Source organism: Cupriavidus sp. 2SB (assembly GCF_005503625.1).
In the GTDB taxonomy this organism is placed as follows: Bacteria; Pseudomonadota; Gammaproteobacteria; order Burkholderiales; family Burkholderiaceae; genus Cupriavidus.
Map to the genome: position 1 here is coordinate 72,010 of NZ_SCMX01000010.1, position 24,090 is coordinate 96,099.

Sequence of the window (24,090 nt, forward strand, 5' to 3'; positions counted from 1 at the left end):
ACCGGCTTCGCAGGCTATCAGAAACCACCGCGTTTGAAACCGTCGGAAACGGTCGCTTACGCTCGGCTCCTCGCCGTATTACACCGTGTCGTCGACTCGTGCCGTGGCCGGCGCGTTGGACGGGGTCACCGGCGAACCGCCGCCCGGAGGCGTGCTGCCGCCACCGCTCGGACCCTGCAGGTGACGCGGCGGGCGCGGCGGCTTGCCGGCCATGATGTCGTTCACCTGTTCGGCGTCGATCGTTTCCCACTCCATCAGCGCGTTGGTCATGGCTTCGACCTTGTCGCGATTCTCTTCGAGCAGGCGCTTGGCCAGCGCATACTGCGTATCGATGATCGTGCGGATTTCTGCATCGACCTTCTGCTGCGTCGCTTCCGAAACCGTCTTCGACGACAGCTTGCCGAACATGCCATCCTGCTCGGTATCGACATACACCATCGCGCCGAGCGAATCGCTCATGCCGAAGCGGGTCACCATGTCGCGGGCAATCTTGGTGGCACGCTCGAAGTCATTCGAAGCCCCGGTGCTCATGGCGTTGAGGAAGACCTCTTCCGCGGCACGGCCGCCGAACAGGATCGCGATTTCCTCAAGCATGTTGTCCTTGTACTTCGAGTACTTGTCATGCTCCGGCAACTGCCACGTCACGCCCAGTGCCCAGCCGCGCGGCATGATCGTAACCTTGTGGACCGGGTCGGCCTTCGGCAGTAGCTTGGCCACCACCGCGTGGCCGGACTCGTGGTAAGCCGTGGCCTTGCGCTCTTCCTCGCGCATGACCGTCGACTTGCGCTCCGGACCCATGTAGATCTTGTCCTTGGCGTCCTCGAAGTCCTGCATGTCCACCACGCGCTTGCTGCGGCGGGCGGCAAACAGTGCAGCTTCATTGACCAGGTTGGCCAGGTCGGCGCCCGAGAAGCCCGGCGTACCGCGTGCGATCACCGACGCGTCCACGTCGTTGCCGATCGGCACCTTGCGCATATGAACCTTCAGGATCTGCTCGCGGCCGCGGATGTCCGGCAGGCCAACATAGACCTGGCGGTCGAAACGGCCCGGACGCAGCAGCGCCTTGTCCAGCACATCCGAACGGTTGGTCGCAGCGATCACGATCACGCCCGAGTTGGCTTCGAAGCCGTCCATCTCGACCAGCATCTGGTTCAGTGTTTGCTCGCGCTCGTCGTTACCGCCGCCCATGCCGGCGCCGCGATGGCGACCGACCGCGTCGATTTCGTCGATGAACACGATGCAAGGCGCCTGCTTCTTGGCGTTCTCGAACATGTCGCGGACACGGGCTGCACCTACGCCGACGAACATTTCAACGAAGTCCGAACCCGAGATGCTGAAGAACGGCACCTTGGCTTCGCCAGCGATGGCGCGCGCCAGCAGCGTCTTGCCGGTACCCGGAGGGCCAACCAGCAGCACGCCGCGCGGAATACGACCGCCCAGCTTCTGGAATTTCTGCGGATCCTTGAGGAAGTCGACCAGTTCGACGACTTCTTCCTTCGATTCGTCGCAGCCTGCGACGTCGGCGAAGGTCACCGCGTTCTGGTTTTCATCGATCAGGCGCGCACGGGACTTGCCGAACGAGAAGGCACCGCCTTTCCCGCCGCCCTGCATCTGCCGCATCATGTAGAACCAGAAGACGATGATCAGCAACGTCGGTCCCAGGTAATACAGCGCCTGGACCAGCACGTTCGGTTCGTCATCGGCCTTGCCGGTCACCTGGACGCCGTACTTCATCAGGTCGCCGACCATCCAGATGTCGCCCGGCGAGATGATGGTGTACTTGGACCCCTCCTTGGGGGACACCACGAGGTTACGGCCCTGCACGTCGACACGCGACACCTTGCCGTTCTTGGCGTCATCCATGAACTGCGAGTAGGTGACACCGTCCTGGGCACGCGGTTTGTCGAACTGCTTGAAGACGGTGAACAAAACCAGCGCGATTACGAGCCAGATTGCCGCCTTTTGAAACAGGTTGTTATTCAAGGCCGAACTCCTTTGCAATTGCCTTGCCAACGGGAAGCTGCATTGCATTGTAATGCAGCGCCCGTCCCCACAGGGAAATCTGATTCTATGGGCCTGATAGTGCCCGAGCCAGCCGCTTCAGGGCAAGCCGGCGTCACCCGGCAAAACCCCAATCCCTCAACTTTCAGTCCAACGACTTCAGGTAACGCCCAAGAATGAAGGTTTCTGAAGACTTGTCGCGCGACGCCTTGGGCTTGCGGCTCGCCACCACCTTGAACTGACGTTTGAATTTTTCCACGATCTGGCTGTAGCCCGAGCCGTGGAAACACTTTACCAGCAGCGAACCCTCCGGTTTCAGGTGCGCCTGGGCAAATTCCATCGCCAGATCGCACAAATACTCGATCCGCGCCGAGTCAGCCGAGGCCACACCGGACAAATTGGGGGCCATGTCCGAGATAACAAGGTCGATTCGCGAACCGCCGGAGGCTTCCAGCACCACCTTTTCCAGTTCGTGGAACACGCTTTCCTCCCGGAAGTCTCCCAGGATGAACGTGACGTCCGCCACGGGTTCCATGGGCAGGATGTCGATCGCGATGACCGCCCCGTCGATGCTGCCGTCCTTGGCCCGGGGAGAGTCCGCGAGCCGGTTCCGCGCGTACTGGCTCCAGCTGCCCGGCGCGGCGCCCAGGTCCACGATGACCTGCCCCGGCCGGATCAGCTTGTCCTGCTCGTCGATCTCCTTGAGCTTGAAGGCCGCGCGGGCGCGATAGCCCTCGCGCTGCGCCATCTTCACATAGGGATCGTTGATGTGGTCGTGCAGCCACGACTGATTGAATTTGTTCTTGCCCTTGGCCATTGCCTCGACATGCCTTTCTGCGGGAGCTGCCCGTCACGTTTTGCGACAGATCACAGCTTTATCTCCCGATTTTGGTGATCCTTGCCGCCTGCCGGCGACATTTTGGCGGATAATACGCGCCAATTCGATATTAGCCTTCCCGATGCCAGCCCTTCACCTGATTTCCGCCCAACGTTCCGAACTGCGCTCGCGCGCCCACGGCCTCAACCCCGTGGTCATGATCGGTGCGGAAGGCCTGACCCCTTCCGTGCTTGCCGAGATCGACCGCAGCCTGGCTTCGCACGACCTGATCAAGGTCCGGGTGCTCGGCGATGATCGTGACGCACGCGTCGCCATCTACGACGCCATTTGCGACGAACTCAGCGCCGCGCCGATCCAGCATATTGGCAAGCTGCTCGTCATCTGGCGCCCCGGCCCTGCCCGCCTGAAGGAAAACCAGCCCGAAGACTTCGGCGCAGTCGAAAAGCGCCGTCTGGGCGCTGGCGCCGCACCGCGTACCGTCACGGTGCGCAAGCCGGCCACCGGGGGCATGCGTCGTCCGAAGAGTTCGTCGGTGCGTGTGCTCGGCAACGAGCGCGTGACCCAGGGCGGCAACGTCAAGCGCTCGCGCGCCCGCCCGGCCAGCCAGAAAAAGAAGTCCTTGGGTTGATCGGCCGGCGGCCGATCGGTTCCATGAAAAAGGCGGCCCCGGCCGCCTTTTTTGCGCTTTGCTGATCGCTCCTGCTTGTTTCCCGCGTATTACTCCGCGTATCACTCGCCCGACGATCTGGGCGCACTCGCGCGCCAGACCAGTACCAGCGCCAGCAGGCTCTGGACCAGGTAGAACACGCTCGATACGCCGTGCAGCATGCCAAACTCGCGCTTGTATGGTGACTCCGACACGCCCAGGTTCAATGCCTGTGCCTTCACCTTGAGTCCTTCCATGAACGGCTGCACGCCGAAATAGCCAGCCAGCACGCATACCAGCATGGCGAGCACGATCCACCGCAGTGTCCGGTAGCGCGCCGCACCCCGGCGAATCAGCACATTGCACAGTACGAGCTGGAGCACACCGACCGTCACACCAATCATCGCCTGGTAGCGGAACAGATGCCCGGCAATCATGCCTGCGGTTTCCCGGCTTTGCAGCACGGAGAAGAGCGTCGGCGCCACCATGTAGCCAACCGTCCAGAGGCTCCCGGCCCACACCACCGTCAGCAACAAGAAGACGCGATGCGGCAGCGGCGGCAGGTTCGAGTAAGAGGACGAGAACATCCCGTCGCTCAGATGTAGCGAACCGTGATGACTTCGTACTCGCGGTCGCCGCCCGGGGCCAGCACGGTGGCCACGTCGCCCTCGAACTTGCCGATCAGCGCACGGGCGATCGGCGAACTCACCGAGATCTTGCCGCTTTCGAGGTCGGCTTCGTCATCGCCAACGATCTGGTAACTCACGGGCTTGCCCGATTCCAGGTCCTCAAGGTCCACGGTGGCGCCAAAAACGATGCGGCCATCGGTGTCGAGTTGCGTGGGATCAATGACCTGTGCCGCGCCCAGCTTGGACTCCACTTCCTGGATGCGGCCTTCGATAAAGGCCTGCTTTTCCTTGGCAGCGTCGTACTCGGCATTTTCCGACAGGTCACCCTGGGCGCGCGCTTCGGAAATGGCGTTGATCACCGCAGGGCGTTCGACGGCCTTGAGGCGCTGCAGCTCTTCCCTGAGCAGTTCGGCGCCACGCTTGGTAATCGGAATGGTGCTCATGTCTCGTTCAACAAAAAAATGAGCCGCAGCGGAGTGGGATTCATGCCCCGGCAAACTTCTGCCAGGCGGCACGCCCGCTCAAACCGCGGCTTTCAGATGGAATCGACCGGCTCCAGGCCGGTCGATCTGCGAATTCAAAACGTAGTGTAGGCCAGAACCGCCGCCAGTTTCAACCCGGCGGCGGCCCGGCTGCGCCGCATCCGTTACGCGGCAGCGCAGCAACTACGTGGCATCAGGCCAACTGCTTGTGCAGGCTCTGCAGGTCATAGACCTCCAGGCTCTGCATGTGCTTCAAACCCTCCACCGCGGCGTTGGCGCCGGCGATGGTGGTGTAGTAAGGCACGCGGCCGGCCAGTGCGGCGATGCGGATGGAGCGCGAATCGGCGATGGCCGTACGCGTTTCGTCCACGGTCGTGAAGACCAGCGCCAGTTCACCGTTCTTGATCATGTCGACAATGTGCGGACGGCCGTCCTTCACCTTGTTGACCACGCGAACCGGAATGCCGGCGGCCTCGATGGCCGACGCCGTACCGCGCGTGGCGACGATCGGGTAGCCCAGGTCGTGCAGCATGCGGGCCACGGCCACGGCGCGCGGCTTGTCGCTGTCCTTCACCGTGATCAGCACCGTGCCCTTCTCGGGCAGACGCGAACCGGCAGCCAGCTGGCTCTTGAACAGGGCCTCGCCGAATACCTTGCCCACGCCCATCACTTCACCGGTCGAACGCATTTCAGGTCCGAGGACCGGATCCACGCCGGGGAACTTGTTGAACGGGAACACCGCTTCCTTGACGCTGAAATACGGCGGAATCACTTCCGCGCCGATGCCTTGCGAGTCGAGCGACTGGCCGGCCATGCAGCGCGCGGCGATCTTCGCCAGCGACAGGCCGGTCGCCTTCGACACGTACGGCACGGTACGCGAGGCGCGCGGGTTCACTTCCAGCACGTAGACGATGTCCTCGCCGTTCTTCTGCTGGATGGCGAACTGCACGTTCATCAGGCCGACCACGTTCAGCGCCTTGGCCATCGCGGCGGTCTGGCGCTTCAGTTCGTCGATCGTGGCTTGCGCCAGCGAATACGGCGGCAGCGAGCAGGCCGAATCGCCCGAGTGCACGCCAGCCTGTTCGATGTGCTCCATCACGCCGCCGATGAACACGCGTTGACCGTCGCACAGCGCGTCCACGTCGCATTCGATCGCATCGTTCAGGAAGCGGTCCAGCAGCACCGGGGAGTCATGGGAAACCTTCACGGCCTCGCGCATGTAGCGTTCGAGGTCGCGCGGCTCATGCACGATTTCCATGGCGCGGCCGCCCAGCACGTACGACGGACGCACCACCAGCGGGTAGCCGATTTCCTCGGCCAGGCGCAGGGCTTCGTCCTCGGCGCGCGCGGTGCGGTTCGGCGGCTGGCGCAGACCCAGCTCGTGCAGCAGCTTCTGGAAGCGCTCGCGGTCTTCCGCCGCGTCGATCATGTCCGGGCTTGTGCCGATGATGGGCACGCCGTTGGCTTCCAGATCCAGCGCCAGCTTCAGCGGGGTCTGGCCGCCGTACTGGACGATCACGCCAACCGGCTTTTCCTTCTCGACGATTTCCAGCACGTCTTCCAGCGTCAGCGGCTCGAAGTACAGGCGATCCGACGTGTCGTAGTCGGTCGACACGGTTTCCGGGTTGCAGTTGACCATGATGGTCTCGTACCCGTCTTCGCGCAGTGCCAGCGCAGCATGCACGCAGCAGTAGTCGAACTCGATACCCTGACCGATCCGGTTCGGGCCACCGCCCAGCACCATGATCTTGCGGTTGTTGGTCGGCTCTGCCTCGCACTCGCCATGTTCGGCTTCATACGTGCCGTACATGTACGCGGTGTTGGTGGCGAACTCGGCCGCGCAGGTGTCCACGCGCTTGTAGACCGGACGCACATTGTGGGCGTGACGTGCCGCGCGTACGGCCTTGGCATCTGTCTTCATCAGCTTGGCCAGGCGGCGATCCGAGAAGCCCTTCTGCTTCAGGAAGCGCAGCTCGGCAGCCGACAGGCTGTCCAGCGTGCGACCGCGGGCCAGGCCCTCGGTCTTGATGATGTCTTCGAGTTGTGCCAGGAACCACGGATCGATCGACGTCTCGGCGTACACCTCTTCCAGCGACATGCCCAGACGGAACGCATCGCCCACGTACCAGATACGGTCCGGACCGGCTTCGCCGATTTCCTCGATCACCTCGTCGCGGTCGGTGGACTTCTCGTCCAGGCCGTCCACGCCAACTTCCAGGCCGCGCAGTGCCTTCTGGAACGATTCCTGGAACGTGCGGCCCATCGCCATCACTTCACCCACCGACTTCATCTGGGTGGTCAGGTGGCTGTCGGCCTGCGGGAATTTTTCGAAGGCGAAACGCGGCACCTTGGTGACCACGTAGTCGATCGACGGCTCGAACGATGCCGGGGTCTGGCCGCCGGTGATTTCGTTCTTCAGCTCGTCCAGCGTGTAGCCCACGGCCAGCTTGGCCGCGACCTTGGCGATCGGGAAGCCGGTGGCCTTGGAGGCCAGTGCCGACGAACGCGACACGCGCGGATTCATTTCGATCACGATCATCCGGCCATCGACCGGGTTGATCGAGAACTGCACGTTCGAACCGCCAGTGTCCACGCCGATTTCGCGCAGCACGGCCAGCGAGGCGTTACGCAGGATCTGGTATTCCTTGTCCGTCAGCGTCTGCGCCGGGGCCACGGTGATCGAGTCGCCCGTGTGGATACCCATCGGGTCCAGGTTCTCGATCGAGCAGATGATGATGCAGTTGTCCGCCTTGTCGCGGACCACTTCCATCTCGTATTCCTTCCAGCCGAGCAGCGATTCTTCGATCAGCAGTTCGCGCGTGGGCGAGAGGTCCAGGCCGCGCTTGCAGATCTCTTCGAACTCTTCGCGGTTGTAGGCGATACCACCGCCCGAGCCGCCCAGCGTGAACGACGGGCGAATCACGATCGGGTAGCCGGTGGTGCCCGTCTCCTGGGCGATGCGCGACTGCACAGCCACGGCCTCGTCCATCGAGTGGGCGATGCCGGACTTGGCCGAACCGAGACCGATCTTGGTCATCGCGTCCTTGAACTTCTGGCGGTCCTCGGCCTTGTCGATGGCTTCCGGCGATGCGCCGATCAGCTCCACCTTGTACTTGTCCAGCACGCCATGGCGATGCAGGTCCAGCGCGCAGTTCAGCGCGGTCTGGCCGCCCATCGTCGGCAGGATCGCGTCCGGGCGTTCCTTCTCGATGATGCGTTCGACCACTTCCCAGGTGATGGGCTCGATGTACGTGACGTCCGCCGTGCTCGGGTCCGTCATGATGGTCGCCGGGTTCGAATTGACCAGGATGACCTTGAAGCCTTCCTCGCGCAGCGCCTTGCAGGCCTGTGCGCCGGAATAGTCGAATTCACACGCCTGGCCGATGATGATCGGGCCGGCGCCGATGATTAGGATGCTCTTGATGTCTGTGCGCTTTGGCATTGCACGCTCTCTTTGTTGGCCGGCCCGCATGTCGTGCGGACCGTGCCGGATATCAGGTTGTCGTCGTCAGCCCAGTGTGGCCGTGGCCAGCTTGGCGCCGAAGCCGATGAACATCGCCCCTACTCCGCTTGACATGCCTGCGGACAGGCGGCGCCGGCGGCGGAACGCATCGGCCAGCTTCGCGCCCACGAAAATGATCGTGGTCAGGTAGGCGAAGCTGCAGATCTGGCAGACAAGCCCCAGCGCTACGAACGACAGCGCCGGATACGCGAACTGCGGATCCACGAACTGGATGAAGAACGAGATGAAGAACAGGATGGCCTTGGGGTTCAGCAGGCTGATGACCAGCGCCTTGGTGAACGGGTTGGCAGACCGGTCCAAAGGCTCTGCGGCCGCCTGCGCGCCCGCAGGACTGGCCGGCATCGACCAGTTGCGCACGGCACCGCGCAGCATCTGGAAGCCGATCCACCCCAGGTAGCCCGCGCCCACGTACTTGACCACGTGAAACAGCGCCGGGCTGGCCTGCAGCAACGATGCCACGCCGGCGGCGGACAACACCATCAGGATCGCATCGCCCAGGAACACGCCGCACGCGCCCTTGTAGCCCGCCCGCACACCGCGCTGGGCAGCCACCGACAGCACGTACATCGAATTCGGCCCAGGCAGCAGCACGATGAAGATCGTGCCGAGCACATAGGTCCAGAAATCGGTGACGCCGAAGCTGGCATGCATGAAAGCGTTCATGGCGGGCGGTCCTGTTCAGGTCTCTCGTTACGTCAGGGCGTCACGTCAGGCTGCGGCCTTGGCGCGCGCATCCTGCATCAGCTTCGTGAAGCGGTCGAACAGGTACGCGATGTCATGCGGACCCGGCGACGCTTCCGGGTGACCCTGGAAGCAGAATGCCGGCTTGTCCGTCAGGGCAAAGCCCTGCAGCGTGCCGTCGAACAGCGACGTGTGCGTGACGCGCGCGTTGGCGGGCAGCGTCGCGGCATCCACGGCGAAACCGTGGTTCTGCGACGTGATCACCACGCGGCCATCGTCATGGTCCTTGACCGGGTGGTTGGCGCCATGGTGGCCCGTGCTCATCTTCAGCGTCTTGGCACCCACGGCCAGCGCCATGATCTGGTGACCCAAACAGATGCCGAACGTCGGGATACCGCGTGCGATGAACTCGCGCGTGGCAGCAATCGCGTAGTCGCAAGGCTCGGGGTCGCCGGGGCCATTCGACAGGAACACGCCGTCCGGATTCAGCGCCAGCGCGTCAGCGGCAGTGGCCTGCGCCGGCAGCACAGTGACCTTGCAGCCGCGCTCGGCCAGCATGCGGAGGATGTTGAACTTGACGCCGTAGTCGAAGGCCACGACGTGGAACTGCGGTTTGTCCTGCTTGCCGTAGCCCTGGCCGAGCTTCCACTCGGTCTGGGTCCACTCGTACGGTTCCTTGACCGACACGACCTTTGCCAGGTCCATGCCTGCCAGGCCCGGGAACGAGCGTGCCAGGTCGATGGCCTTCTGGACGTTGTCCTCGCCAGCCAGGATGCAGCCGTTCTGGGCGCCCTTCTCGCGCAGGATGCGCGTCAGCTTGCGGGTATCGATACCGGCAATCGCCACGACCTTCTCTTGCTTCAGGTAGTGGGAAAGCGTGTGTTCCTTGCGGAAATTGGAGGCCAGAAGCGGCAGATCCTTGATGATCAGGCCGGCGGCATGGACTTTCGTGGCTTCGACATCCTCAGGGTTGACGCCGTAGTTGCCGATATGCGGATACGTCAGCGTGACGATCTGCCGGGAATAGCTCGGGTCGGTGAGGATTTCCTGGTAACCGGTGATAGCAGTGTTGAACACCACTTCGCCGATCGTATGGCCGGAAGCGCCGATGGAATAGCCACGAAAGACCGTGCCGTCTGCAAGCGCGAGTATGGCGGACGGAAAAGACGGTAGCACGGGTAAGGCTCCTGCTGGACTCACCCCGTGACCGACCTGCTCAACGCCTCGTGCCCCGTGGCGGCCCCGCGTCTGAACACTGGGGCGCAAGTGTCGCATGGCGATTTCATCACTTTTGTGCGGTGCATGAAAACGGCGTGCGCAACGGGGCGGCGGAAGGTGGAATACGGTAGGCGCTAGGGTGATGGGTTCTGAAAGCGAAACTTTCGAATTATATCCCGTTGGGCCCAAATTCTCAAGTATTCAAACACTTACGATGCCCTTGAGACAGATGCCACCCAACCGTCCACCCGTACTCGCCCGGTTCACATGGCCGGTGGCACGACCGCCGTCACTTCGATTTCCACCTTCGCGCGTGGCTCCACCAGGTCTGCTACCTCCACTGCCGTCATGGCCGGGAAATGCCTGCCGATGATGTCGCGGTAATGCTGGCCGATGGCCTTGTAGGCGGCCACGTATTCGACCTTGTCCTTCACATACCAGGTCATCCGCGCGATGTGCTCCGGACGTGCGCCGCCCTGCTCCAGCACCGACACGATGTTGCGCAGCGCCTGCGCCACCTGCAGCGCGAAGTCGTCGGTCTCGAATTCGCACTGGCCGTTCCAGCCGATCTGCCCACCGACCATGATCAGGCGGCTGCCCACCTGCATCTCGGCCATGATGCCGTTGGCGTATCCCTTCGGCGCTGCCCATTCGGGCGGTTGCAATGTCTTCAGCATGATGTCTTCGATTCCGTGTCTATGTCAGTGTCAGGCAGTCTCGGTGCCCAGGTAGCGCTCCATTGCGGTGCGTACTGGCTCGGGCAAGGGCTGCGGGGTCATCGTGCGCGTGTCCACGCACACGAGGCGCTGGTCGATGGTCATGCGCGTGTCATCGTCGGCGCCTCCCGGCCCCATGAAGCGGATGGTCACGCCGAAGCTGCTGCGTCCCAGATGGGTGACGCGCAGCTCGCGGGTGAGTTGTTCGCCAAGTCGGCTGGGCGCGGTAAAGCGACACTGCAACGCTGCCGTGGGAATGCCGGCATGCCCGGAGAGATGCATGGCCTCGAACGGCCAGTCGAGGGCTTCGGCGAACCAGTCCTCGATAAAGTCGTTCAGCATCTCGAAGTAGCGCGGATAGAACACGATGCCGGCGGCATCGCAATGCTTGAAGCGCACGCGTACCGTGTTGCGGAATACCTCGGTCATCGCTGCGTCTCCACGTCGACGCCCTGCTCCGCTGCCATCTGGCGCAGCCGGAAGCGCTGCAGCTTGCCAGTCTCCGTGCGCGGCAGCACCGCCACGAACTCGATGCGGCGCGGATACTTGTATGGCGCGATCTCACGCTTGCAGTAGTCTTGCAGGGCAGCACGCGTGGCATCGGTTGCCGCCACACCAGGGCGCAACACCACGTAGGCCATCACCACCTGTCCGCGCTCGGCGTCGGGCGCGCCCACCACCCCGCACTCGGCCACCCACTCGTGCTTCATCAGCGTGCCTTCCACCTCGGGGCCGGCGATGTTGTAACCCGCCGAGATGATCATGTCGTCGGAGCGCGCCTGATAGAAGTAATAGCCATCGGCGTCCGCCACGAACGTATCGCCGGGCAAATTCCAGCCGTCGCGCACATAGTTCTCCTGGCGCGGATCGTCGAGATAGCGGCAACCCGTGGGGCCGCGTACCGCAAGCTTGCCCACGGTGCCGTGCGGCACGGGCTGCATGTCGTTATCGACAATGCATGCCTCGTAGCCCGGCACCACGCGACCCACCGCTCCGGGCCGCACTTCGGCACCTGCGCTCGATACGAAGATATGCATCATCTCAGTGCCGCCCAGTCCATCGATCATCTCGATGCCCGTGGCACCCTTCCACGCCTGCCGCGTGGCATCGGGCAGCGCCTCGCCGGCCGAGACACTCTTCTTCAGGCTGGCTACGTCGAAGTTGCCGGCCAGCGCGGCCATCTGGCGATAGAACGTGGGCGCCGTGAAGACGATGGTCGCACGGTGGTCCTGAATCAGCTTCAGCAGCGTTTCGGGCGTGAGCTTCTCGGCCAGCGCCGTGCTCGCGCCGGCACGCAACGGGAAGCACAGCATGCCGCCGAGTCCGAACGTAAACGCCAGCGGCGGCGTGCCGCAGAAGATGTCGTCGGGCGTGGGCTTCAGGACATGGCGCGGGAACAGGTCGCACATCGCCAACACATCGCGATGGAAATGCATCGTGCCCTTGGGCTGGCCCGTGGTGCCGCTCGTGAAAGCGATCAGGCAGATATCGTCGGCAGCGGTATCGCAGGCAGTGAAGGTATCGGGCTTGCCGGCCATTGCTGTTTCGAGAGCATCGTCGCCTTCGCCGTTGAAATAACGCACCGTGGTCAGTGTCGGGCAATAGTGCTCGTTGTCTGCGCGCTGGTTGGTCTCGAGCTCTTCGCGCAGCCGCGCATCGCAGAGCGCCGCGCTCACCTGCGCCTTGTCGATGACCTGCCGCAGCTCCTTGGCGCGCAGCAGCGGCGTCGTCGGGACGGCGATCAGTCCGGCCTTGAGCGTCGCCAGCCAGCTCGCCGCCATCATCAGGTTGTTGGGCCCGCGCAGCAGCACGCGGTTGCCCGGCACCAGCCGCATGTCTTCCACCAGCACATGCGCGATGCGGTTGACCAGTGCCGCCAGCGCGGCGTAGGTCACGGTCTCGATGCGACCGTCTCGCTCGTGGCGTACGGCCACTCGCGCGCCGTTGCCCTGCTCGACGTGTCGATCGACCAGTTCGACTGCGGCATTGAAGCGCGGCGGGTAATGCGTATCGTCATTGAACGTGAACACCGGCCACTGCTCGGGCGGCGGCAGCCGGTCGCGCGCGAAGGTATCCACGTGAGCGGTAGCGACAGTAGCGGACTGGGGGGCGGCCATGCTTGTCTCCTGGATTGGGCTATGCCTGGCGCGCGGCCAGCGTCTCGCGCGCGATGATCAGCTTCTGCACTTCGGTGGCACCTTCGTAGATGCGCAGCGAACGAATCTCGCGGTACAGGCTCTCCACACGCGTGCCGACTTTCACGCCCAGCCCACCGAACATCTGCACAGCGCGGTCGATAACCTGCTGCGCGTTCTCGGTGGCGACCATCTTCGCCATCGCGGCCTCGCGCGTCGTGCGCTGCTGCTTCACATCGCGCAACCACGCCGCGCGGTAGGTGAGCAACGCTGCAGCATCGATGGCTGTAGCCATGTCACCGATAGCGGCCTGCGTCAGTTGCAAGTCGGCCAGCACGCCACCGAACATCGGCCGCGACGTGGCACGCGCCAGTGCATCGTCGAGTGCTGCACGGCCAAAGCCCAGTGCCGCCGCCGCAACGGAGGCGCGGAAAATGTCGAGCGTCATCATCGCCACCTTGAAGCCCTGCCCTGCTTCGCCAAGTCGGTTTTCCACCGGCACGCGGCAGTTATCGAAACGAAGCGTGGCGAGCGGATGGGGCGCGATCACGTCGATGCGTTCGGCAATGGACAGGCCCGGTGTATCGGCATCGACCACGAAGGCGGTAATACCACGTGCGCCCGGTGCTTCGCCGGTGCGGGCGAACACGCAATAGAAGTCGGCGATGCCTCCGTTCGATATCCACGTCTTCGAGCCATCGAGCACATAGTGGCTGCCGTCTGCGGAGAGTTGTGCACTGCATTGCATCGCGGCCACATCGGAACCCGCCTCGGGTTCGGACAGCGCGAATGCGGCGATGGCCTCGCCACGCGCCACGCGCGGCAGATAGCGCTCGCGCACCGCATCGCTGCCGGCGAGCGTGATAGCTCCCGAGCCCAGCCCCTGCATCGCGAAAGCGAAGTCCGCCAACCCGTCGTGACGCGCCAGCGTTTCTCGCAGCAGGCACAGCGCGCGCGAATCCAGTTGCGGCAACGCGCCGCCGAAGGCTTGCGGCACGCAGTAGCGGAGCCAGCCGGCCGTCCCCAGTTGACGCACCAGCGCGCGGCATGACGCGTCTGCATCGTGGTGGTCGATATCCTTCAGATGTTCCGTGCACCAGCCGTCGAGTTCACGTTCGAGCTGGCGATGGGCCGCATCGAAGAAAGGCAGGTCGAGATAGGTTTTGTCGCTCATGGATGCTCAGGTTCCTCAATCGCCTTCGAAGACGGGTTTCTGCTTGGCCACGAAGGCGTCATAGGCACGCCGGAAGTCACGCGTCTGCATGCAGATCGCCTGCGCCTCGGCTTCGGCTTCAATGGCTTCGTCCACGCCCATATTCCATTCCTGATGCAGCAGCTTCTTGGTCACGCCATGCGCGAAAGTCGGGCCTGTGGCGATTTGCGTGGCCAATGCCTCTGCTTCAGCCAGCACAGCGTGCGAGCCGTGCAGCGCGTTGAAGAAGCCCCACTGCAATCCTTCCTCGGCAGTCATTGCGCGCCCCGTGTAGAGCAGTTCGCTTGCCCGTCCCTGGCCGATCATGCGCGGCAGCAACGTACAGGCACCCATGTCGGCACCTGCGAGGCCGACTCGCACAAACAGGAAAGCGGTGCGCGCATGTTCGGTGCCCAGTCGCATATCCGAAGCCAGCGCCATCATGGCGCCCGCGCCCGCACAGATGCCGTCGATGGCACTGATGATCGGCTGCGGGCATGCACGCATCGCCTTGACCAGATCACCCGTCATGCGCGTGAAGTCGAGCAGTTCGGGCATCGACATCCTGGTGAGCGGGCCGATGATCTCGTGCACGTCGCCGCCCGAGCAGTAGTTGCCGCCCGCGCCGGTGATCACGACGGACTTGATGTCGGTGGCGTAGCACAATCCCCGAAAGAGGTCGCGCAGTTCGGCGTAGGAGTCGAACGTCAGCGGATTCTTGCGCTCGGGCCGGTTCAATGTGATCGTGCCCACGCGACCATCGGGGGAGACGGACCAAAGGAAGTGCTTCGGTTGAAAGTCCGCAAAGGCGCGCTTGTGATGGCGCATGTCCAGGGCGATGTCAGTCATGGTGGTGCCTCGCTTGTTTGTCTCGCTGTTGTTCTTTCTCCCCTCTCCCGCGCAGTGGGAGAGGGGTTGGGGGTGAGGGCTGGAGGTTCTTCTTGCTGACTTGTCGCAATTTGCACCGCTTGCCCTCTCCCCCGCCCCTCTCCCGCATGCGGGAGAGGGGAGCAAACCGTTGGCGAGTGGAAACTCAACCTGCCATGACTTCTCCACCTGCCACCGGCAGCGCCTGACCTGTGATGGCGGATGCAGATGGCCTGCACAGCCACGCCACCGCATCCGCAACTTCCTCGGGCTGCACCAGTCGCTTCTGCGGATTGCGTGCCGCCAGTTCCGCACGAGCCTCGGCTTCCGTGCGGCCCGTCTTGGCAACGATGTTGGCAACGGCATCCCGCACGATGTCGGTTTCCGTGTAGCCGGGGCAGACCGCGTTCACCGTGATGCCCTTTGTCGCCAGTTCCAGCGCCAACGCGCGCGTCAAACCGATCACGCCGTGCTTCGCCGCGCAATACGCGCTGACGTAGCCATAGCCGATCAGCCCGGCGGTACTCGCCACGTTGACGATACGGCCCCATCCACTTTCCAGCATCGCGGGCAGCGCGGCCTGCGTGCAGACGAACGTGCCCGTCAGGTTCACGTCGAGCATGCGTTGCCAGAGTGCGAGGTCGGTTTTTCCGAACGGTGCACTGTGCGCCTGCCCCGCGTTGTTGACCAGCACGGTGACCGGCCCGCGCGCTTTCGCTGCTGCCGCGAAGGCACCGGAAACCGCATCGGCATCGGTGATATCAGCCGGTGCAATGCCGAGTGCGGCGCCTTCAACAACAAACGATGACAACCCATCGGCAGCCGCATCGAGCACTCCACCATCGCGTCCCACGAGCGTCACGCTGGCGCCGGACATCAGCAGTCGCTGTGCGATGGCCGCGCCAATGCCACGCCCACCACCAGTGATCAACGCATGCCGACCTGTCAGTTCGCGTTCCATGCTCACTTCCCCGGCGGTTGCGCGTACGATGCCGCGCGCGCCACGTTGGTTTCGAGTTGGCGCTTGCCGGCCACGTACTGCTTCGGCCACGTCACATCGCGGAAGCCGAGTTTTGCAGCCTCGTGCAACGTCCAAGCAGGGTCAGCCAGATGCGGACGCGCAATGGCGCACAGGTCTGCGCGGCCTGCGGCGATGATGCTGTCGACGTGATCGGCCTCGAAAATCGCGCCCACGGCAATCGTCGGAATGCCCGCCTCGTTGCGGATGCGATCGGCAAATGGCGTCTGGTACATGCGGCCATACACGGGCGACTGATCCGGGCTGACCTGCCCCGACGAACAGTCGATCATGTCGGCGCCGGCCGCCTTGAATGCACGCGCAATCTCCACGGCATCGTCGGCTGTGATGCCGCCTTCCACCCAGTCATGCGCGGAGATCCGCACGGACATGGGGCGATCCTGCGGCCACACGCCGCGTACGGCGGCGAAGACTTCGAGCGGATAGCGCAGCCGATTGGAAAGCGGACCGCCGTATTCGTCCTCGCGCACATTGGTCAGTGGCGAGATGAAGCTCGACAGCAGATAACCGTGCGCGCAGTGCAGTTCCAGCCAGTCGAAGCCGGCCTCCGCGGCGCGGCGTGCATTGGCCACGAAGTCATCGCGCACGCGATCCATGTCGTCGCGTGTCATCTCAAGTGGCACCTGGGAGATCTCGGGCATGTAGGGCAATGCCGAGGCGGACACCATCGGCCAGTTGCCTTCGGCGAGCGGATAATCCATCTTCTGCCAGCCCAGTTGTGTCGAACCCTTGCGCCCCGCATGGCCGAGCTGGATGGCGATCTTCGCGTCGCTGCTGGTGTGCACGAAGTCGACGATGCGCTTCCATGCATCGCGCTGGGTGTCGTTCCACAGGCCCGGGCAGCCCGGCGTGATGCGCGCCTCGGGCGAGACGCAGGTCATCTCCGCCACCACCATGCCCGCCCCGCCCATCGCACGCGCACCGAGATGCACGAGGTGGAAATCGCCGGGCACGCCATCGATGGCCGAGTACATCGCCATCGGGCTGACCACCACGCGATTCTTGAGCGTGACGCCACGCATGTGGAACGGCGTGAACATCGGCGGCAGGGTCTTGCCGCCTGCCAGCCATGCTTCAAACCCTTCGACGTATTCCGCATCGCGCACGCGAAGGTTCTCGTGCGAAATTCGTTGCGAACGGGTCAGCAATGAATACGCAAACTGTTCGGGCGCCATACCTGCATAGCGCTCGACGTTCTCGAACCATTCGGTCGAGTTGCGCGCGGCGTTCTGAATCTTGAGCACTTCCACGCTGCGCGTGGCTTCGTAGCGCGTCAGTGCATCGGGCAACTGATCGACCCCGGCTGCGCCCCGCTGGTCGATTTCATTGGCGAGGTCAATCGCATCCTCCAGTGCCAGCTTGGTGCCCGAGCCAATCGAGAAATGCGCGGTGTGCGCGGCATCGCCCATCAGCACCACCGGCACGCGACGGCCATCGGCCAGCGTATTCCAGTGAACCCAGCGTCGGCAGATCACGCGCGGGAAGCGAATCCAGTTGGCCGAGCCGCGCAGGTGCGTGGCGTTGCTGATGAGCTTGTGTCCGTCGAGGTAGCGCGCAAAGAGTTTCTCGCAGTACGCCACGCCCTCTTCCTGACTCATGCCCTCGATGCCAGCGGCGCGCCACACGCGTTCCGGCACTTCCACGATGAAGGTCGACGTCGTGTCATCGAACCGATAGGCGTGCGCCTGAAACCAGCCGTGCTCGGTCTTTTCAAACGCGAAGGTAAACGCGTCGAACAGTTTGTGCGTGCCTAGCCAGACAAAGCGGCACTGGCGCGTATCGATATCGGGTTCGAAGGTTGCGGCGTAGCGGGTGCGGATGCGGCTGTTGATGCCGTCCGAGGCCACCACGATATCGGCGTTGTATTGCCGGGCCAGCGCCTGGTCGTCGGTGGCATCGGTCTCGAAAACCAGCCGCACGCCCAGTGCCTCGCACCGCGCCTGAAGAATGTTCAGCAAACGCTTGCGACCGATGCCGATGAAGCCGTGACCACCGGAGCGAATCGTCTGCCCGCCGAAATGGATGTCGATATCGTCCCAGTGGTTGAACGCCGCGTTGATTTCGGCCGCGCTGACCGGATCCGCCACTTTCAGGTTCTCCAGCGTCGCGTCGGAGAACACCACGCCCCAGCCGAAAGTGTCGTAAGGCCGATTGCGTTCGACCACCACTACGTCACGGGACGGGTCCCGCAATTTCATCAGCAATCCGAAGTAGAGGCCGGCCGGGCCGCCGCCTATGCAAAGCACGCGCATCTTGTCTCCTGCTTGCCGTCTAAAGTGCGTTGACGGCCTCTACATCAAGGTTAAATATTTTATGCTTCAAATATTAGGCCGCATGATGACGGTTGGCAAGTAGGTTTTCCGCGCCCCCTTCATCTTAGGAGGGGGCGCGCCACTTTGTTACCCGATCGCCGCCTTCACCTGCTCCAGCGCCGTGGGGTCCTCGATCGTGGTCAGGTCACCCGGATCACGGCCTTCGGCCACGGCCTGGATCGCCCGCCGCAGCAGCTTCCCCGAACGTGTCTTTGGCAGCGCATTGACGAAATAGACCCGCGCAGGGCGCGCGACGGCGCCCAGTTGCTGATCGACGGTCTTCATCAGTTCGCCCTCGAAAGCCATGCGGTCGGCATCGGTGCCGGTTCGGCTGGCATCGCGAGGAATGCAGAACCCCAGCGCTACCTGCCCTTTCAATGCATCCTGCACGCCGACCACGGCCACCTCGGCCACACCCGGATGCGATGACAGGCTTTCCTCGATCTCGCGCGTGCCCAGCCGGTGACCGGCCACGTTGATCACGTCATCGGTGCGGCCCAGGATGAAGACATAGCCATCTTCGTCGCGCACGCCCCAGTCAAATGTGGAATAGCACTGCCGATTCGGCACCGCCTGCCAGTACGTGCGAAGGAAGCGGTCGTCGTCGCCCCAGACCGTGGTCATGCAGCCCGGTGGCAGTGGATAGTCGATTGCCACCACGCCCTTCTGGTTGGGCGCGCATTCCTGGCCGGTCACCTCGTCGACGATCCGCAGGTCGTAGCCATAGGCCGGCACTCCCGGCGAGCCGAGCTTGGACGGCAACGCCTCTACGCCGCGCTGGATCGCGATGATCGGCCAGCCGGACTCGGTCTGCCAGTAGTTGTCCACCACGGGCTTGCCGATCCCATCCTGGATCCATCGCGCGGTGGGCTCGTCCAGTGGCTCGCCGGCCAGGAACAGCAGGCGCAGGCTCGACAGGTCGTGGCGCCGCAGCAGTTCCGGGTCCTGCTTCTTGAGCACGCGAATGGCCGTGGGTGCGCTGAACATCAGGTTCACGCCATGTTGCTCGACGATCTTCCACAGAATCCCGCCGTCGGGACGGATCGGCGTGCCTTCGTACATGACCGTGGTCATGCCGGCCAACAAGGGGCCATAGACGATGTAGCTGTGTCCCACCACCCAGCCGATGTCCGACGCGGTAAACATCGTGTCGCCCGGCTTGCCACAGAAGATGTACTCCATCGAGGTCGCCAGTGCCACGGCATAGCCGCCCGTGTCGCGCTGCACGCCCTTGGGCTTGCCTGTGGTGCCGGAGGTATAGAGCACGTACGAGGGCTCGCTCGACTCCATCCACACGCACGGCACGTCCTGACCGGCCACCTTGTCGCGCCACGCTGCATAGTCTTCGTCGCGCCCGGCGGTGCGTGGCATCTCGGCCAGTCCGCGATCCACCAGCAGCACCTTCTCGGGGTGATGACCGGCCAGCCGGATGGCTTCGTCGAGCAGCGGCTTGTACGGCACCACCTTGCCGGCGCGCGATCCGGCGTCGGCGCTGACGATGACCTTTGGCTTCGCATCGTCGATGCGCGCCGCCAGGCTGACTGACGCAAACCCGCCGAACACCACCGAGTGCACGGCGCCAATGCGCGTGCAGGCCAGCATCGCGAACATCGCTTCGGGAATCATCGGCATGTAGACCAGCACGCGGTCTCCGCGCTGCACGCCCAGCCCCTGGAGGATGGCCGCCATGCGGGTCACTTCGTCATGCAGTTCCCGGTAGGTGTATGTGCGCTCCGCATCGGTCTCGGTGGAGACGTAAACCAACGCGCGCTGATCCGCACGCTCGGCGAGGTGCCGATCGATCGCGTTGTGGCAGATATTGGTGCGCCCGCCGACGAACCAGCGGGCGAACGGCGGACGACTGTCGTCGAGCACGCGCTCGAAAGGCGTCTCCCAGTCGATCCTCGCAGCCTGCTCGGCCCAGAATCCCGCCTTGTCGGACAGGGAACGCGCGTGCAGCGCACGGCTTGCCGTCATGATGTGTCTCCTCCGCTTCTATATCTATGTGTGGAATGCGGTGCGGATGGCAGCGGCGTTGCCAGCAGTGCAGTCTCGGAAGCGTCTGGCTTGCAGCTAATTACCGCAAACCTCCGGGTTCTTCACCACCTTGGCACGGATGCCGTCCATCTTTTCTGGAGAATCTACCATGACCGCATCGAGGCCCAGCCGTTTGGCGTCACAGTACGCCGCCTGATCGTTGACACCGAAGGCCACAAGGTTCGCCGCCCCTTTGGCGCGATAGCATTTGACCGATGCCGGAGTCCAGAACAAGGCGTCCACGGATGACCGCCCCTCCCCCAACGTGAAGGTCTCGACCACTTCCACCTTGCGGCGCAGTTCGAATCCTGCCCAGGTGCCCGATGCGGGGGCCGGTGTGCTGCATGCCTGCCCCAATGTCGCGCTCACCAGCCGGCCTCGCGTGGTATCGCGCGATTCGAATACTCGGGCGCGAGGCCACTGTGCAAACGTCTGCTGGTAGTCCTGCTCCGTGGAGTAGATCAGTACACGACCCCAGGCGTTCTCGGACGCCAACACTTGCGCCACGGCAGCAGTCTGCGTAGCGGCGGGCATCGCCTTCATATCGAGAATGATCGGCACTTCCGCAGGTATGAGACGCAGTGCCTGGCGCAAGGTGGGAATGCCGACGGGGCGGGTGCGATACGGATACTGCTTGATGCCGTCGGCGCTGGTCTCGGCAAATTGCCAGCCAGCGTTCAGTTGCGCGAGCGTCGCGGCCGGCCAGTCGGCGACCTTGCCAGTCCCGTTGGTCAGAGACTCCAGCGCAGCCTGCCGGTACAGTACCGGCACGCCATCGGCGCTGACCTGCACCGACAGCCAGATCATGTCCGCACGCTGGGCCAGCGCCGATTCGATGGCGACGAGGGTGTTCTCGGGGCGATCCGCCGTGCCGCCGCGATGAGCCACCAGCTTGGGCGCGGCGGTCTCGGCGGTGATTGGCGAGGTGGTGTCGTCGTTACCGTTGTCGCACGCGGCACCAAGGCAGGCCACGATGAGTGGCATGCCCAGCAGGATTCGGAACAGGGACATGGAGATGAGCAGGAGGATGGAAACCTGTCATCTTCCTTTGCTTCGTTGACGAATATCCTTGAGATGTGTCAATGCACATCCTGTCCCGCCACGTTGGCAGGACAGGATGCCGTCACATCGGTCCGCCCGGCAGACACCCGGCGCGTCTTAGCGCGTATGACCCTTGGCCGATTTGGCTGTGGACTTGGTCGCAGCCGGGGCCTTGCTCGACGACTTTTCCGATGTCTTGCTGGCCGTTTTGCGTGGCGTGGCTTCGGCCACGGCGCGCTTGCGGGGTTCTGCGGCAACCTTCGTGGACTTCGACGATTTCGCGACCGCCCGGCTCTTGCCGCGCGCCGCAGCCCGGGGCGCATCATCCCCATCGTCGCCACGCTCGGCCCGCGCCGCTGCCGCCGAGTTCGGACGCAGCATCAGCACCAGGCTCTGCCCCGCCACGAGCTTGCTGCCCGACAGCTTGTTCCACGACTGCACCTGCCGTGTGCTCACGCCATAGCGGCGCGCCACCGACGACACCGTGTCACGCCGCCCGGCCTTGACCACCACGCGTTTGGCGTCCGGCACGTCGGGCTCCACGGCCAGCATCGCGGTATCCACCAGCGACGCGCTGATGTCCTGGTCATGCCGGTCCGAGCGCGGAATCATCACCGTCGAGCCGGGCTTGAGCCGCATGCCCTTTGGAATGCGGTTGATCTCTCGCAAGGTGTCGACATCGACATTGAGACGCGCTGCCAGCGACTCGACCCGCTCGCGGCTATCCACTGTCAACGCCGTCCAGCTCGACAGGCCGCCACGGTAGGTGTTCAGGTTGTACTGAAACCGCTCGGCGTTATCGAACGGCAGCAGGATCTGCGGATTGGCCGCGCCCAGGATGACCGGGCGGTTGAACGAAGGGTTCAGCGCCTTGAACTCGTCCAGCGGCATATTGGCCAGCTTGGCCGCCAGCGCCACGTCGATATCGCGTGACGTGGTGACCGTGACGAAGTACGGATGGTCCGGAATCCCCGGCAACCGCACGCCGTAGACAGCGGGGTTGGCGATGATGTTCTTGACCGCCTGCAGCTTCGGCACGTAGTACCGCGTCTCGTTCGGCATGGTCAGGCTGGCGTAGTCCGTGGGCAGCCCGCGCGCCTGATTGCGCGCAATAGCGCGCGACACGGCCCCTTCACCCCAGTTGTAGGCCGCCAGCGCCAGATGCCAGTCCCCGAACATGTCATAGAGCCGCGAGAGGTAGTCGAGCGCGGCGTCGGTGGACGCCAGCACATCGCGCCGCTCGTCGCGGAACATGTTCTGCTTGAGGTTGTAGCTCTTGCCCGTACTCGGGATGAACTGCCACATGCCCGCGGCCTTGGCCGTTGACTCCGCCTGGGGGTTGAAAGCGCTCTCGACAAACGGCAGCAATGCCAGCTCGGTGGGCATCTTGCGCCGTTCGAGCTCCTCCACGATGTGGTACAGGTAGCGGCTCGACCGGCCCACCATCCGTTCCATATAGTCGGGACGCGCCGCGTACCACTGCGTGCGATCATCGACCAGCGTGCCTTCGAGGTCAGGCATTCCGAAACCCTTGCGGATCCGGTCCCAGATATCGGTGGACGGGCCACGCAGCCAGTCGACACTGGTCTGGTCCACGTTGACCACCGCGGTGCCGGGCAGGATGCCGGCGCTACCTGTGCTGTTGAGGGTGTTGAGCGGGTCCTTCTTCGGACCGGATTCCAGGGCGGTCGGCGTACCGGCCATCTCGCCGGCAGGCGGATTGGGAGTGCCGGCGCACGCTGCAAGCAGCGCGGCACTCGCAATTACCGCCAGAAATCGACCAAATCGCATTAAGTTCTCTGAAAGTGACGCCAAAAATGTGGGCTGATCCTATGGAAAAGCCGAGTTGGCGTCAATGAGATTTTCCCCAAGATGCAATTTGGTGCGGCCCTCGCCCGCAGGACGGAAGGCGAACATGCCTAGCGGAAGTTGTCCTTCCATCCACGCAGCGCCCCAAATGCCGCGGCATCGTTGCTGACATCGCCGCCCTGCCCAGCCACGGCGCGTCGGACGGCGGCGTCGCGGGAGCGCAGGAACGGATTGACGGCCCGCTCCTGGCCAACCGTGGTGGGCACCGTGGGAATGTCGGCCTGACGCAGCGCGTCGACGCGCGCCGACCATGCGGCCAGGTCGGCATTGTCTGGCTCCACGGCCTGGGCAAAGCGCACGTTGCTGCGCGTGTATTCATGAGCGCAGTAGACCTTGGTCTCGGCGGGCAGCGCGGCGAGCTTGTCCAGCGAAGTCAGCATCTGCGCCGGTGTGCCTTCGAACAGTCGCCCGCAGCCGCTGGCGAACAGCGTATCGCCGCAGAAGACCGCCGGCCCGGCGCCGGGCAACCCGGCCGCATCCGCCGTGTAGGCGACATGGCCGGCGGTGTGCCCCGGCACGTCCAGCACGCGGAAGGTGGCAGCCGGATGCCGCAGCGTCACGAAGTCGCCTTCGCGGACGGCCTGGGTACGGTGGCCAATGCGCTCGCCCGCGGGTCCGATGACCGGAACCGGCGCACCCTCTGGACCTGCAGGATGTGCTTCCAGCAGGTCGGCCACGCCGCCCTGATGATCTCCATGGTGATGCGTGATTACAATAGCGCCCAGTGCCAGACCGTGTTGTGCCAGAAAGCGCAGGACGGGCGCGGCCTCGCCCGGGTCCACGACCGCGGCACTATGCCCGTCATGGATGGCCCAGATATAGTTGTCCTGGAATGCGGGGATCGGCTCCACTTTCAACATGTGT

General features: G+C 64.0%; 19 protein-coding genes. 1 reads left to right on the forward strand and 18 read right to left on the reverse strand.

What is annotated here, in order from left to right:
* Window positions 1–78 precede the first annotated feature (78 nt).
* Together ftsH and FFS21_RS07130 are read right to left on the reverse strand one after the other, a co-directional pair.
* The gene (ftsH, locus tag FFS21_RS07125; RefSeq protein WP_137924209.1) at window positions 79–1,983 is read right to left on the reverse strand and encodes an ATP-dependent zinc metalloprotease FtsH; all 1,905 of its coding nucleotides are present in this window, start codon (window positions 1,981–1,983) and stop codon (window positions 79–81) included.
* 163 nt (window positions 1,984–2,146) lie between these two features.
* Entirely contained in the window at window positions 2,147–2,818 is a 672-nt protein-coding gene (locus tag FFS21_RS07130) for an RlmE family RNA methyltransferase (protein ID WP_137924210.1), read from the reverse strand.
* A 142-nt stretch (window positions 2,819–2,960) separates the two neighbouring features.
* Between FFS21_RS07130 and FFS21_RS07135 the strand changes: the two genes are divergently transcribed.
* Window positions 2,961–3,467, forward strand: coding sequence for a YhbY family RNA-binding protein (locus FFS21_RS07135; RefSeq protein ID WP_137924211.1), 507 nt, complete (start codon window positions 2,961–2,963; stop codon window positions 3,465–3,467).
* 101 nt (window positions 3,468–3,568) lie between these two features.
* Here FFS21_RS07135 and FFS21_RS07140 read toward each other — a convergent pair whose 3' ends face one another.
* From FFS21_RS07140 to gloB, 16 genes are all read right to left on the reverse strand, one after another.
* Window positions 3,569–4,072, reverse strand: coding sequence for a DUF4149 domain-containing protein (locus tag FFS21_RS07140; protein ID WP_137924212.1), 504 nt, complete (start codon window positions 4,070–4,072; stop codon window positions 3,569–3,571).
* 8 nt (window positions 4,073–4,080) lie between these two features.
* A complete protein-coding gene (gene greA / locus FFS21_RS07145; RefSeq protein ID WP_137924213.1) occupies window positions 4,081–4,557 on the reverse strand; it encodes a transcription elongation factor GreA in 477 nt (158 codons plus the stop codon).
* Window positions 4,558–4,789: 232 nt separating this feature from the next.
* Complete coding sequence (gene carB / locus FFS21_RS07150; protein WP_137924214.1) at window positions 4,790–8,038, reverse strand: carbamoyl-phosphate synthase large subunit; 3,249 nt, start codon at window positions 8,036–8,038, stop codon at window positions 4,790–4,792.
* A 66-nt stretch (window positions 8,039–8,104) separates the two neighbouring features.
* On the reverse strand, window positions 8,105–8,782 hold the full coding sequence (gene leuE / locus FFS21_RS07155) for a leucine efflux protein LeuE (protein WP_137924215.1): 678 nt from the start codon (window positions 8,780–8,782) through the stop codon (window positions 8,105–8,107).
* Between the two features lie 45 nt (window positions 8,783–8,827).
* Window positions 8,828–9,976, reverse strand: coding sequence for a glutamine-hydrolyzing carbamoyl-phosphate synthase small subunit (carA, locus tag FFS21_RS07160; protein WP_137924216.1), 1,149 nt, complete (start codon window positions 9,974–9,976; stop codon window positions 8,828–8,830).
* 305 nt (window positions 9,977–10,281) lie between these two features.
* Complete coding sequence (locus FFS21_RS07165) at window positions 10,282–10,692, reverse strand: RidA family protein (protein WP_171020345.1); 411 nt, start codon at window positions 10,690–10,692, stop codon at window positions 10,282–10,284.
* Window positions 10,693–10,725: 33 nt separating this feature from the next.
* Window positions 10,726–11,163 (reverse strand): acyl-CoA thioesterase, encoded by a 438-nt coding sequence (locus FFS21_RS07170; protein WP_137924218.1) that lies wholly within the window; start codon window positions 11,161–11,163, stop codon window positions 10,726–10,728.
* Entirely contained in the window at window positions 11,160–12,851 is a 1,692-nt protein-coding gene (locus tag FFS21_RS07175; RefSeq protein ID WP_137924219.1) for an AMP-binding protein, read from the reverse strand. The genes FFS21_RS07170 and FFS21_RS07175 overlap by 4 nt, the downstream gene beginning before the upstream one ends.
* A 19-nt stretch (window positions 12,852–12,870) precedes the next feature.
* The gene (locus FFS21_RS07180) at window positions 12,871–14,043 is read right to left on the reverse strand and encodes an acyl-CoA dehydrogenase family protein (RefSeq protein WP_137924220.1); all 1,173 of its coding nucleotides are present in this window, start codon (window positions 14,041–14,043) and stop codon (window positions 12,871–12,873) included.
* 15 nt (window positions 14,044–14,058) lie between these two features.
* Window positions 14,059–14,910: an enoyl-CoA hydratase family protein gene (locus FFS21_RS07185; RefSeq protein WP_137924221.1), complete on the reverse strand. Its 852-nt coding sequence runs from the start codon at window positions 14,908–14,910 to the stop codon at window positions 14,059–14,061.
* Between the two features lie 184 nt (window positions 14,911–15,094).
* A complete protein-coding gene (locus tag FFS21_RS07190) occupies window positions 15,095–15,889 on the reverse strand; it encodes an SDR family NAD(P)-dependent oxidoreductase (RefSeq protein WP_137924222.1) in 795 nt (264 codons plus the stop codon).
* 2 nt (window positions 15,890–15,891) lie between these two features.
* Entirely contained in the window at window positions 15,892–18,219 is a 2,328-nt protein-coding gene (locus tag FFS21_RS07195; RefSeq protein ID WP_137924223.1) for a bifunctional salicylyl-CoA 5-hydroxylase/oxidoreductase, read from the reverse strand.
* Window positions 18,220–18,366: 147 nt separating this feature from the next.
* Window positions 18,367–20,256, reverse strand: coding sequence for a propionate--CoA ligase (locus FFS21_RS07200; protein WP_137924224.1), 1,890 nt, complete (start codon window positions 20,254–20,256; stop codon window positions 18,367–18,369).
* A 96-nt stretch (window positions 20,257–20,352) separates the two neighbouring features.
* Window positions 20,353–21,327, reverse strand: coding sequence for a glycerophosphodiester phosphodiesterase family protein (locus tag FFS21_RS07205; RefSeq protein ID WP_171020339.1), 975 nt, complete (start codon window positions 21,325–21,327; stop codon window positions 20,353–20,355).
* 147 nt (window positions 21,328–21,474) lie between these two features.
* Entirely contained in the window at window positions 21,475–23,148 is a 1,674-nt protein-coding gene (locus FFS21_RS07210; RefSeq protein ID WP_137924225.1) for a transglycosylase SLT domain-containing protein, read from the reverse strand.
* A 128-nt stretch (window positions 23,149–23,276) separates the two neighbouring features.
* Window positions 23,277–24,086, reverse strand: coding sequence for a hydroxyacylglutathione hydrolase (gloB, locus tag FFS21_RS07215; RefSeq protein ID WP_137924226.1), 810 nt, complete (start codon window positions 24,084–24,086; stop codon window positions 23,277–23,279).
* Window positions 24,087–24,090: the final 4 nt, after the last annotated feature.